Origin of the sequence: Paucibacter hankyongi (assembly GCF_037482915.1) — a bacterium.
Taxonomy (GTDB): Bacteria; Pseudomonadota; Gammaproteobacteria; order Burkholderiales; family Burkholderiaceae_C; genus Paucibacter_A; species Paucibacter_A hankyongi.
The window spans coordinates 461,831-474,138 of sequence record NZ_JBBHJX010000003.1 but is presented as its reverse complement, the minus strand read 5'-3'; the positions used below and the strand labels follow the sequence as shown (position 1 = coordinate 474,138).

General features: G+C 62.3%; 11 protein-coding genes. 9 read left to right on the top strand and 2 right to left on the bottom strand.

Annotation, left to right across the window (positions count from 1 at the left end):
* Positions 1 to 32 precede the first annotated feature (32 nt).
* Positions 33 to 800: a PP2C family protein-serine/threonine phosphatase gene (locus tag WG899_RS08065; RefSeq protein WP_339595101.1), complete on the bottom strand. Its 768-nt coding sequence runs from the start codon at positions 798 to 800 to the stop codon at positions 33 to 35.
* Between the two features lie 68 nt (positions 801 to 868).
* Between WG899_RS08065 and WG899_RS08060 the strand changes: the two genes are divergently transcribed.
* Positions 869 to 1,072, top strand: a complete 204-nt coding sequence (locus WG899_RS08060) for a YdcH family protein (protein ID WP_339595100.1) — start codon at positions 869 to 871, stop codon at positions 1,070 to 1,072.
* Positions 1,073 to 1,228: 156 nt separating this feature from the next.
* Positions 1,229 to 3,220 (top strand): DNA repair helicase YoaA, encoded by a 1,992-nt coding sequence (gene yoaA, locus WG899_RS08055; protein ID WP_444718826.1) that lies wholly within the window; start codon positions 1,229 to 1,231, stop codon positions 3,218 to 3,220.
* Positions 3,221 to 3,285: 65 nt separating this feature from the next.
* Here yoaA and WG899_RS08050 read toward each other — a convergent pair whose 3' ends face one another.
* Positions 3,286 to 4,065: an outer membrane protein assembly factor BamD gene (locus WG899_RS08050; RefSeq protein ID WP_339595160.1), complete on the bottom strand. Its 780-nt coding sequence runs from the start codon at positions 4,063 to 4,065 to the stop codon at positions 3,286 to 3,288.
* Positions 4,066 to 4,265: 200 nt separating this feature from the next.
* Here WG899_RS08050 and WG899_RS08045 point away from each other — a divergent pair, with 200 nt between their 5' ends.
* From WG899_RS08045 to WG899_RS08015, 7 genes are all read left to right on the top strand, one after another.
* Complete coding sequence (locus tag WG899_RS08045; protein ID WP_339595099.1) at positions 4,266 to 5,312, top strand: RluA family pseudouridine synthase; 1,047 nt, start codon at positions 4,266 to 4,268, stop codon at positions 5,310 to 5,312.
* Positions 5,313 to 5,561: 249 nt separating this feature from the next.
* A complete protein-coding gene (gene scpB / locus WG899_RS08040) occupies positions 5,562 to 6,437 on the top strand; it encodes an SMC-Scp complex subunit ScpB (protein ID WP_339595098.1) in 876 nt (291 codons plus the stop codon).
* Complete coding sequence (locus WG899_RS08035) at positions 6,434 to 8,647, top strand: pseudouridine synthase (RefSeq protein WP_339595097.1); 2,214 nt, start codon at positions 6,434 to 6,436, stop codon at positions 8,645 to 8,647. Before scpB ends, WG899_RS08035 begins: the two co-directional genes overlap by 4 nt.
* Before the next feature lie 187 nt (positions 8,648 to 8,834).
* Positions 8,835 to 9,260, top strand: a complete 426-nt coding sequence (ndk, locus tag WG899_RS08030) for a nucleoside-diphosphate kinase (RefSeq protein ID WP_263537074.1) — start codon at positions 8,835 to 8,837, stop codon at positions 9,258 to 9,260.
* 70 nt (positions 9,261 to 9,330) lie between these two features.
* Complete coding sequence (rlmN, locus tag WG899_RS08025; RefSeq protein WP_339595096.1) at positions 9,331 to 10,446, top strand: dual-specificity RNA methyltransferase RlmN; 1,116 nt, start codon at positions 9,331 to 9,333, stop codon at positions 10,444 to 10,446.
* A gap of 24 nt (positions 10,447 to 10,470) precedes the next feature.
* Positions 10,471 to 11,322 carry a type IV pilus biogenesis/stability protein PilW gene (gene pilW / locus WG899_RS08020; protein ID WP_339595095.1) on the top strand — a complete coding sequence of 284 codons (852 nt, stop codon included), beginning with the start codon at positions 10,471 to 10,473 and terminating at the stop codon, positions 11,320 to 11,322.
* Positions 11,323 to 11,332: 10 nt separating this feature from the next.
* The gene (locus WG899_RS08015) at positions 11,333 to 12,286 is read left to right on the top strand and encodes a helix-turn-helix domain-containing protein (protein WP_339595094.1); all 954 of its coding nucleotides are present in this window, start codon (positions 11,333 to 11,335) and stop codon (positions 12,284 to 12,286) included.
* The last annotated feature ends 22 nt before the right edge of the window (positions 12,287 to 12,308 follow it).

The window sequence follows — 12,308 nt, the reverse complement described above, 5'->3', positions numbered from 1 at the left end:
GGCACCAAGGCGTTGGCCCTTGATGAGCTCGTTCAGCTGAGCGCCTGAACCTGAACGATGGCCAGCGACAAGTTGTCGCCGCCACCGCGCGCCCGTTGCCTGGCTTTGCTGATCAGCAACTCGGCCGCTTCGCGGGGGGGCAGGCTGTACAGCACGGTGCCCAACTCGCTGGGCGTGAAGTAGTGCCACAGGCCGTCGCTGCAGCACATCAAGGTGTCGCCGGGCTGCAGGTCATCAACGGTGTCCAGTGTGAAGCTGGGTTCTTGAACCGTGCCCAGGCAGCCGGTCAGCAGATTGGATTGCGGATGGGTGGCGGCCTCGTCCTCGCTGATCTTGCCCTCGTCGACCAGCTTTTGCACAAAGGAATGGTCCAGCGTCCGCTTGATCATATTGGGGCCGCGGAACAGGTAGATGCGCGAGTCCCCTGAGTGGATCCAATGGCAGCGTCGGTCACCGCCAATCAGGAAAGCAGCCACCGTGCTGTGCGGCTCTTCCTCAGCCGACAGGGCCGTCAGCTTGATCATCAGGTGGGCCTCAGAGACGATCTGCTGCAGAAAATCCTCGGCCTTTTCTTCGCTGGGTACAAAGCGCTCGAACAACTGCTGGCCTGTCAGCAATACCTGGTCGGCCGCCTTGCGTCCGCCACTTTTGCCACCCATGCCGTCGGCCACCACCGCGAGCAAGCAATTGCTCAGTCGGGTGTGGGCCAGAACTTCGACCTGGTCTTGTTGGTAAAGCCTGTCACCGCGATGGGTGCCGGTGGCGGCGCTCAGGCGAAAGCCTGTGGGGGTGCGAGTCATGGGGAGCCTGGAAGTTCATCAAAACTATAATCCCGAAACTGCAGCCCATCCTCTCGGCTGGGGCCACTATGGATGAACAACTTCACTCTCTGTCGCGTCGTTTGATTGAACTGCGCATGGAGCATGCCGATCTGGATGTCTTGATCGACCGCGTGGCGCAAGAGCAGCCGGTTGATGAGCTGAGTCTGCGGCGCCTGAAAAAGCGCCGACTCGGCCTGCGCGACCTGATTGTTCGCATGGAGCAGGCCTGTGATCCGGATGAGTTGGCTTGACCAAACGGGCTGAGCCGGCTGTTTTTTCGGCTTGGCGCTCATCTCTGGCGACCACACCTTCAACCTACTTCTTGCGCCGCTGCTTTGACCTCTTCTCCCCCGCCCGTGATTGACGAATTCAGCGACGAATGGATTGCCGCCTTTGAGGCCGAGCCTGTGTCGCAAGCACCGGTCAGCAGCGAGTTGGAGCAATGGGTCGCCGCCGCCTTTGATGAAGGTGGACCCTTGGCGCGCAGTGATGCCGGCTACAGCCCCCGTGAGCCGCAATTGGCGATGAGCCAGGCCGTGGCGCATGCGATTGCGCACCGCGAAACCTTGGTGGTGGAGGCGGGCACCGGCGTTGGCAAGACCTTTGCCTATTTGGTGCCGGCGCTGCTGTCTGGTGGCCGGGCCTTGATCAGCACTGCGACCAAGAATTTGCAGGATCAGCTGTATATGCGCGACCTGCCGCGCTTGTGCGAGGCCCTGCAGGTGCCGGTTCGCGTGGCCTTGCTGAAGGGCCGCAGCAGCTATCTGTGCATTCACCGCATGCAGCAGGCGCGTCACAGCGCCGAGTTGCCGGACCGCCGCTCGGTGCTGGCTTTGTCTCGCATCGAGATCTGGGCGCAGCAAACCAAGAGTGGTGATCTGGCCGAGATGGATGGCCTAGACGAGCGTTCGCCGGCGATTCCTTTGGTGACTTCCTCGCGTGATAACTGCCTGGGCAGCGAATGCCCCGAGTTCCGCGCCTGCCATGTGGTGAAGGCGCGCCGCGACGCCATGGAGGCGGACGTGGTGGTGGTCAACCACCATTTGTTTTTTGCTGACATGACGCTGCGCGACAGCGGGGTCGCCGAGTTGCTGCCGAGTGTCGATCTGGCGGTGTTTGACGAAGCGCATCAGCTGGCCGAGGCCGGCGTGCAGTTTCTCGGCACCATGCTGGGCAGCGCGCAACTATTGGACTTTGCTCGTGATGTGCTGGGACTCGGGTTGGCGCAGGCGCGTGGCCTGCAAGACTGGCAAGAATTGCACCAGCGCCTGGAGCGCGCGGCGCGCGAACTGAGGCTGGTCTGCGCCGGTCCCATGCGCGAGGTGCGCGGCATGCTGAAACTGGCCTGGCACGAGCGGGCGGGGCGACCGGGCTTTGCCAAGGCGTTGGACGATGTGTCCGAGGCGGCCGAGTTGGCCATTGAGATGCTGGACACCGTCAAAGAGACCTCGCCCGACTTTGTACGCCTGCATGAGCGGGCGCTGGAGCTGAGCAAGTTGGCCCAGGTTTTCACCGCCGAGCCCGATGACGCCGATGTGCGTTGGATAGACCTGACCCCGAATCAGGCGCGCCTGATCGAGTCGCCCTTGGATATTCGTGAGGCCATGAAGGAGCAGCTTGCGGGGCCGCCCAAGGCCTGGATCTTCACCTCGGCCACGCTCGGTGATGATGATAGGCTGACTTGGTTCACCGAGCCCGCAGGCTTGGACGACGCCACCGTGCTGCGTGTGGGCAGCCCCTTCAATTACGCAGACAACGCGCGGCTCTACATTCCCCGAAATTTTCCCAAGCCAAGTGAGCCGGACCATCCCTTGCAGGTGGCTGCGTTGGCAGCGCGTTGCGCGCGCACCTTGGGTGGCCGAACCTTTGTGCTGACCACCACCTTGCGTGCCTTGCAGAGCATTGGCGATGGGTTGCGGCGGGAGTTCGAAGAAGCGGGCGACGGCTTGATGGTCTTGCAGCAAGGTGCCGCGCCGAAGCGGGTGCTGTTGCAACAGTTTCTCGAGGACCCGCGTGCGGTGCTGGTCGGATCGGCCAGTTTCTGGGAGGGCATTGACGTGCCCGGCGACAAACTGCAATGCGTGTTGATCGACAAGCTGCCGTTTCCGCCGCCGAACGACCCACTGGTCGAAGCGCGCGTCAAGCGGCTCGAAGCTGCAGGTCGCAATGCCTTTGCGCATTACTTCATTGCCGAAGCGGCGATTGCCTTGAAGCAGGGCGGCGGACGCCTGATCCGTACCGAGCAGGACCGCGGCCTGCTGGTGGTTTGTGATCCGCGCATGGCGGGGATGAACTATGGGCGCCGTCTGCGCGCCGCCTTGCCGCCGATGACGCGCGTGGCCGAAGAAGCCGAGGCTTTGGATTGGCTGGCTCTGCTGGCCGAGGTGCGCGGCATTTAGCGTTGCCTTGGGCACAAAAAAGCGCGTGACCGGCACGCGCTTTTGCTGAGCTCAGTCTTCTAGACTCACCAGAGCTGCCACCAGGCCTTTTTGCCAGAGGCGTCGCCGGTGACATAACTGCTGTTCGGGAAACTCTGCTTTAGCACCCGTTGTGCATCGTCGCGCAGCGGCAGTAAGCCGAGCTTGTCGTAGCTCTGGGTCATGATGTAAAGCGCTTCCTCCACAGCGGGCGCATTTTGGAATTCCATCGTGGCCTGTTGGGCCCGGTTGGCCGCTGCCACATAGGCGCCGCGGTTGAAGTAATAGCGCGCCACATGCACTTCGTAGACGGCCAAGGTGTTGGTGATGTAGTCGACACGCAGTTTGGCGTCGGCCGCGTAGCGCGAGTCGGGGAACTGTTCGAGCACTTGCTTGAAGGACAGCAGGGCGTCACGCGAGGCTTGCTGGTCTCGCTCTGAGATGTCTTGGCTGGCGAGGCGGCCGAACAGCCCCAGGTCCTCATTGAAGTTGACCAGACCCTTCATGTAAATCGCATAGTCCAGCGCCGGGCTGGATGGGTTCAGCTTGATGAAGCGATCCAACGTGGTGACCGCTTGGGCGCGTTCGCCGGTGCGGTGGTAGGCCCAGGCCAGATCCAACTGCGCTTGTTGGCCCATCACCGTGCCGGCGGCGCGGCCCTCGATGCGTTCCAGCGACTTGATGGCGCGATCAAAAGCGCCCGAGGACAGGTCATCCTTGGCCTCTGCGTACAATTTGTCCAAATTGGCCTGCGAATTTGGATCGTCCTTGGGATTGGACGAGCAGGCTGCCAGCGTCAAGGCCATCACGGCCATGGCTCCGAGCATCCAGCCGGAGCGGCGTGAACTCTTGTGGGACAAATCCCGGCCTTGGCCCGAGAACGCGACAAGCTCGGCTTGCGGCGCTGGTGACGGGTGGCGTTCCACGCTTTTTTCTATCATGATTCCTTGATCTCGGCAGGGGCGGTGCGAGGCACCGGCCATGTCTTTGATTCTGCTGATTACGCTGAAGACGGAGCTTTGATTATATGGTTCAGGCCTTGCCTGTTAATGAGCCCCTCGAGCTGAGTGCTGGCGACGATGAATGGGCTGCCGAAACGGACTCTCTCGAGTCGGCGGCCGACTCAGATGAGGTGGAAGTTCGCGAAGCGCATGTCGATGCTGAATGGCATGGCAAACGGCTGGATCGCTGGTTGGTTGATTTGGCGCCGGAGTTCTCGCGCAACCATCTGCAGAGCCTGATTGAGCGCGGCTGCGTCAGCATCAACGGCCAGCCCGCCCCAAGTGCGTCTCGCAAGCTGCAAGCGGGCCAGCACATCCGCATTGAGCTGCAGCCGACCGCCGAGAGCCAGGCCTTTCGCGCCGAGCCGCTGGATCTCGACATCGTCTACGAGGATGAGCATCTCTTGGTGCTCAACAAGGTCGCCGGCATGGTGGTGCACCCTGCCTCCGGCAATTGGTCGGGCACCGTCATGAATGGCTTGTTGGCCCATCATCCGGCGGCGGCCAGCTTGCCGCGGGCGGGCATCGTACACCGCCTGGACAAAGACACCAGCGGATTGATGATGGTCGGCAAGAGCCGCGAGGCGGTGACTGCCTTGACCCGCATGATCGCGGCGCGCGAGGTGCACCGCGAGTATGTGGCCTTGGCCTTTGGCCGGGTGCCAGAGCAAATGACGGTGGATGCGCCGCTGCGTCGCGATTTGATTTCGCGTGTCAAGATGGCGGTGCTGGCGACCGGCAAGCCCTCGCGCACCGATGTCTACCTGCTCGGCGATGGCGAGCAAGGGGTGCGCAGCATCAGCGCCGTGCATTGCGTGCTCCATAGCGGCCGGACCCACCAAATCCGCGTTCATTTGGCCTACAAGGGCTACCCGCTGGTGGCGGATGCGTTGTACGGCGGCGTGCCGGCCTTGGGCATGGAGCGTCAGGCTTTGCATGCGGCTCGCTTGTCGTTTGATCACCCGATCAGCGGCCAAGCCTTGAAATTTGACGCGTCTTTGCCACAGGATTTGGCATCTGCCTGGGCTTTGCTGGGCCTTGAGGCGCCGACCCTACCGGTTTTGGGTGCTTGAGCGAGTTACAATACAGCTTGCTTGATGTAGCAGTAGCACGACGGACCGCAGTTTCAGCCCGGTTGGCGCGCATCAAGCCCGCTGTGTCGCTTGGGGTTGGATTCCCAGTGAGTCCGCTCTGGCGCACAACCCTTCCGCCTCTCAAGCCGCAGACAAGCCGCTCGCTCAGCAAGAAAGAGCAGCCCAGGTCAGCTCCAGAGGACTGGATCGCCAAACACCCGCTTGAATCGGGACAAATGACGAAAGTCAATGAATACACAGGATGCTAAGCGCGTCCTCGAGACCGCGCTGATATGCGCCCAGCAGCCTTTGACTCTGCGCGAAATGCGTAGCTTGTTTGCCGACGCCGTCGGGCCAGACACCTTGCGCAGCGTGTTGGATGAGTTGACCAGGGACTGGGAAGGTCGCGGCGTTGAGTTGGTGGCCGTGGCCTCGGGTTGGCGCTTTCAGAGTCGGCCCGAATTGCGCGAGTATTTGGACCGGCTTCATCCCGAGAAGCCTCAGCGTTATTCGCGGGCGGTGATGGAAACCTTGGCCATCATTGCCTACCGTCAGCCGGTGACGCGTGGTGATATTGAAGATATTCGAGGCGTTGTGGTTTCGACGCAGATCGTCAAGCAATTGGAGGATCGGGGCTGGATTGATGTGATTGGTCACCGCGAGGCACCGGGTCGTCCGGCGCTGTACGCCACCACGCGTCAATTCCTCGACGATCTGGGCTTGAATAGTTTGGAGCAATTGCCGGCGCTGGAGTTTGGCGTGGCACCGGCGCAAGCGCTGGCCGAGGTGGCCGCGCAGGCGGATGCGGGTGGCCTCCAGGGCGTGTTGCTTGAAACCGAGGGCGAGCTCGAAGTTGATGCAGGGCAGGCGTCTGAGCCGGAGTCGGGGGTATTGCCCGAGCCTGCTTTGGAAACCGCCCAGCCCGCGGATGGCGCCGTTGGCAGTTCCGTCACCCATGCCGCCGAGCCACAGTCATCGCTGGATGAGGTGGCCGAGCCTATGTCCTCCAGCGAAATTTCTACCGATTCTTCCCCCGCGCCTATCGTCAGCGATACAGGCGTATCCGTTCCGGCTCTGCCGGATCCTCAGTCTGACGCCGCCGAACAGGTGCAAACCAACGCATGAATTCAAACGATATTGACCCCGACGCCCAAGCCCAATCCGGTGCTCCCTTGAACGAGTCTGCCGCTGAGGCGGTGGCGCCCAAGCGCAAGCGTGCGCCGGCCAAGCCCAAGGCTGATGCGGTGGCTGAGGCATCAGTTGCTGCTGAGGCGCCGGTTGCCGTCAAAACGCGCGCGCCGCGTAAAACGGCGGTCAAGACGGCTGCCCAAAAGGCTGAGGTCGCTGCGGAAGCGCCTTCAGGTGCTTCCGATGCCGCCGTTGAGGTCGCATCGTCGGCCATGCAGGCGGCGCCCGAGGGTGTCGATGCGCCGGTGGTACCCAAGCGTCGCGCACCACGCAAAGCAACTGAAAAGGCTGTGAGCGCAGATGCAGCCGAGCAAGCGCCTTTGTTCACGCTGGCGCCCGAGCTGAGCGAGCCCCAAGCACCGGTTTCGGCGACTGCTGTGGCATCGACTGGCGACACGCAGCAAGCTGCCGAAGCCAACGATTCGGACGCGTCTGCTGAAGCTTCTGGCAATGCGCCTGCGGACGAGGGGAGTGAGCGCGGTGGCCGCAATCGCAATCGTCGCCGTGGTCGTAAAGATTTTTCCGAAGGTGGTGAAGAGCGCGCACCGCGCCCCGTGGCGGAGCAGGCGGCTCCGGCACCTGAAGTGTTGGCGGCCGTGGGTGAGCGCTTCGCCGAAGTTTTGGCCGGCGATTTTGATGCCGACGCTGATGCGGATGACGAAGAGTTGGTGGAGCCCAGCGCCGAGTCGGGCGAAGAGGTTGATGCCAAGCGTGTGTTGGCGCCCGAACCCGATGCACCCAAGCTGCAAAAGGTCTTGGCTCAGGCTGGCGTGGGCTCACGTCGCGACATTGAGGACATGATTGCCGACGGCAAGATCGAAGTGAACGGCGAAGTGGCCCATATAGGCCAGCGCATTTCCTTCGGTGACCAGGTGCGTGTGGCGGGTAAGCCCATCCGCGTGCGCATCTCGCCACCGGCGCCGCGTATCTTGGCTTATCACAAGCCGGCAGGTGAGGTCGTTACCTTCAATGATCCGGAAGGCCGCCCGACCGTGTTCCGTCACCTGCCGCGCTTGCAGCAGGGCAAGTGGCAAGCGGTTGGTCGTCTGGACATGAATACCGAAGGCTTGCTGCTGTTTACCAACTCCGGTGAATTGGCCAACCAGTTGATGCACCCACGTTTTGGCGTGGAGCGTGAATATGCGGTGCGCGTCCTCGGGACCTTGGCGTCCGACCAAAAAGCGCGCCTGTTGGAGGGCGTGATGATCGAGGGCCAGAAGGCCGCGTTCAAGAGCATTGAAGAAGGTGGCGGCGAAGGCATCAATCGCTGGTACCGCGTGGTCATTACGGAAGGCCGCAACCGTGAGGTGCGCAAGCTGTTTGACTCGATGGGTCTGACCGTCAGCCGACTGATCCGCATTCGCTATGGCACCGTGGTGCTGCCGCGTGGTTTGAAGCGTTGCGTCTGGATCGAGTTGGGCGAGGACGATGTGCGCATCATCCGTCGTCTGGCCGGTGGTGATCAGGCGCGAGGCGGACGTGATGACCGCGGCGAGCGTGGCGAACGGGCTGAGCGTGGTGATCGTGGCGCGGAGCGCAATGCGCGAGGCGGTGAGCGTGGTCCCGATCGTGGTGGTGAGCGCGGCAATGACCGCGGCGGTGACCGTAATCGCGGCCGACGTGCTGACGGCCGGCAGGCTGGTGTTGGCCCGCGTCCGAGCCGTGGACCCGAGCGGCCGGAGCGTTCAGAGCGCCCGGATCGCGGCGACCGCAATGATCGTCCGCAATCGCGTGGCCCGGAGCGTGGCAATGATCGATCGAATGAGCGATCAATCGACCGATCCAACGATCGCCCCAATGATCGCGGGGACGACGATTTCGATGACGTGATCCCGCGCAATATCAACCCGCTGGAGCAGACCTTCGATCGCCGTTTTGCCGGCAAGGGTCGCGGCATTCCCTCTGGTTTTGGTGCCGGTGGCAGTGCGCCAGATCGCGGCCAGGGCGGCGGCGGCCGCGGTCGCTCGCAAGGCGGTAAAGGCGATGGTCCGCGTCAGCCTGATCCCTTGCAGACCTCGGTCGGCTATATCGGTGCCGATGCCTTTGTGCGTCGAGGTGGCCGTGGCGGCGGCGGTGGACGTGGTGGCCAAGGCGGCGGTGGTGGCGGCGGTCGCTCGGGCGGCGGCTACGGTGGCCGCAGCCGCTAAGAAGGACTGAGTCCCCGCGCGGCGCTTTGTGAGGTCTTGGCGCGCGGGGCTTCTCGCATTTGCTTGTGCATTTGGATCTGCGTGTCAGAGTTGGCGAAGGGTGGCAAGCCCTTCCTCGTCACCCTGACACCTGCACACAGTACAATTCTGGGTTTTGCCAAGCCCTCAGATTTCAGGAGAAATGACCATGGCTATCGAACGCACCCTTTCCATCATCAAGCCCGATGCCGTGGCTAAGAATGTCATCGGCCAGATCTACGCCCGCTTCGAAGGCGCCGGTCTGAAGATCGTCGCTGCCAAGATGACTCATCTGTCGCGCGGCGAAGCCGAAGCTTTCTATGCCGTGCACAAGGCTCGTCCTTTCTTCAACGACCTGGTCAACTTCATGATCTCCGGTCCCGTCGTGATCACTGCCCTGGAAGGCGAGAACGCCATCCTGAAGCACCGTGACCTGATGGGCGCCACCGATCCTAAGAAGGCCGAGAAGGGCACCATCCGTGCTGACTTCGCCGACAGCATCGACGCCAACGCCGTGCACGGTTCCGACGCCGCTGAGACTGCCGCTGTTGAAGTGGCATTCTTCTTCCCCGGCATGAACGTTTACAGCCGTTAATTCGGACTGTTTATGTTTTGCCTCTTGTGCTCTCAGGCCTTGAGGCCTGATCAGCAAGAGGACGACAAAAATGGACGCGGTCAACCTGCTCGGTTTTGATCTAGAAGGCCTGGCCGCGTACTGCGAACAGCTGGGTGAGAAGCGCTTTCGCGCCACTCAGCTGTTTCGTTGGATTCATCAAAAAGGCGCCGCTGATTTCGATCAGATGAGTGACCTGGCCAAGTCGCTGCGCGACAAATTGGCTTCCCGGGCGTATATCAAAGCGCTGCCGGTCATTTCCGAACATCTTTCCGCCGACGGCACGGTCAAGTGGCTGTTTGACGTGGGCGCGGGCAATGCGGTTGAGGCGGTGTTCATTCCCGAGACCGACCGCGGCACCCTGTGTATTTCCAGCCAGGCCGGTTGCGCCGTGGGCTGCCGGTTTTGCTCCACCGGACATCAAGGATTCAGTCGCAATCTGGAGACCTGGGAAATCATCGCCCAGCTCTGGTTTGCTGAGCACACCCTGCGCAAAAAGTTCGGCAGCAGCGAGCGCGTCATCTCCAATGTGGTGATGATGGGCATGGGCGAGCCGCTGCAGAACTACAACGCCTTGGTGCCGGCCCTGCGCATGATGCTGGATGACCATGGCTATGGCATGTCGCGCCGTCGGGTCACCGTCTCGACCTCCGGCGTGGTGCCCATGATCGATCGCTTGCGTGACGATTGCCCGGTGGCCCTGGCCGTGTCGCTGCACGCGCCGACCGACCCGCTGCGCGATCAGCTGGTGCCCTTGAACAAGAAGTACCCGATTGCCGAGTTGCTGGATGCCTGCAATCGCTACTTGGACAAAGCGCCGCGTGACTTCATCACCTTCGAATACTGCATGCTGGACGGCGTCAATGACACGCCGGAGCAAGCGCAGGAACTGGTGGCTTTGTTGCGCGGTCATGTGAATTGCAAGATCAACCTGATCCCGTTCAATCCCTTCCCAGCCTCAGGCTTGAAGCGCAGCTCTCGCGAGCGGGTGCTGGCCTTCTCGGAGGTGTTGTTGAAGGCGGGATTGGTGACCACCGTGCGAAAGACCCGCGGTGACGATATTGACGCCGCGTGCGGCCAGCTGGCCGGTGAGGTGCAGGACCGGACCAAAGTCCATGTGCGCATGGTGCGTGCGCCGGTGGTGGTAAAAGGCAGTAATCCTTCCTGAATGCTAACGACGAGATCGAGCCGCATGAACGACCGCAAAGCCGCCCCCGTGCTTCATCATGAGCAGCCTGTAACAAAGTCCGGGCTGCGTGCCCGGGCGCCGCTGCTGGTGTCTGTTGTTTTGGCGGGTTTGCTGGCGGCGTGTGCGGCCCCTAGCGGTGGTGACCGTTCGGCGCCCCGCACCGATTCCGACCAAACTGAATCTGATCGCCGCGCCGGCGTGCGCATGGAGCTGGCCGCAGCCTATTTTGCGCGCGGGCAGTTCAATACCGCGCTGGATGAAATCAAGCAGGCCTTGGCGGTCAAGCCCGATATGCGCGAGGCCATCAATTTGCGGGCTCTGGTGTACGCGGCCATGGGCGAGGCCCAATTGGCCGATGACAGCTTCAAGCGTGCCTTGGCTTTGTACCCGAATGACCCCGATACCTTGCATAACTTCGCTTGGCTGAAGTGCCAGCAACAGCGCTGGGCTGAGGCGGATGGCTATTTCAATCAGGCCTTGGCACAGCCCAGCTACCGGGCCCCGGCTCGGACATTGATGGCACGCGGCGTGTGCGAAGCGAGAGCCGGCCGTTTGGCGGAGGCCGAGCGGAGCTTGGCCAAGGCCTTTGAGTACGACCCCGCCAGCCCGGCCGTGGCCGTCAATTTTGCTGAGATTTTGTACCGTAACGCTCAGTACGAGCGGGCTCAGTTTTATATCAAGCGGGTCAATACCCAGGCCGAGCAAAGCAACGCACAAAGCCTTTGGTTGGCCTTGCGCATTGAGCGTCGTTTGGGCAATAGCAAAACCGTGGATGAGCTGAGTCAATTATTGCGGCGCGGTTATCCGCAGTCGCCCGAATTGCAGGCTTTGGACAGCGGGCGATTCGATGAGTGAGGGAGAACGCATGTCTTCTATCTTGAGCGCGGCTGCGCCGCTGCTGCGCGAGCCGGCTTCGCCCCAGACGGCCGGCGCATGGTTGCGCCAGCAACGGCAACAACGTGGCCTGCACATCGTTGCCTTGGCCGCGATGTTGAAGGTGCCGCAAAGCAAGCTGGAGGCCCTGGAGTCCGATCGCCTGCAGGAATTGCCTGACGCCACCTTCACGCGCGCCTTGGCCACCGCCATGTGCCGGGCCTTGAAGGTGGATGCCGCGCCGGTGATGGCGATGTTGCCGCGCAGCAATGAGCCTGAATTGAATGTGTCGCGGGGCCTGAATAAGCCCTACCGTGAGCGCGACAGCCGCACCGAAGGCCTGTCTTTGGATTGGGTGAAACGCCCGGTGGTGTGGGGCGCTGGTCTGGTTTTGCTGGCTGCTGCAGCGGTCTATTTCTTGCCTGCCGACTTGCTGGACCGTTATCAAAAACCAGCCGCTGAGAGCGCGGCAGCTGTGTCGGCTCAAGCCGAGCCCAGTCCCGTCACCAGCACCGAGATTTTGGCGCGCCCGGCCGGCTCGGACGTGTCTCCAGGTGACGCCGCTGCGAGCGAAGCCATGCAGCCGATGCCGGCCGCGTCAAAGACAGTCCAAGCTACTGCCGCCGTGGCTGCGCCGATGCCTGCTGCGGTGACCACGCCGAGCGCTGTGACTGCTTCCGTCGCCGCGGCGCCAGCGCCGGTCGCCGGTGGCGTGCCCTTGTTGGTCAAGGTCAGCGCCGAGTCCTGGGTGGAAGTGGTGGATGCACGGGGTCAGACCTTGCTGTCCAAGCTTTTGCGTCCCGGCGATGTACAGAATTTGTCCGGCCTGCCGCCGCTGAAAGTGCGGGTCGGCAATGTTGCTGGGACCGAGTTGGTGCTGCGCGGTAGCAGCGTTGACCTGGCCTCGCAGTCACGTGACAACGTGGCCCGCATTGAGTTGAATTGATTACTAGATTTCGATAGTCACC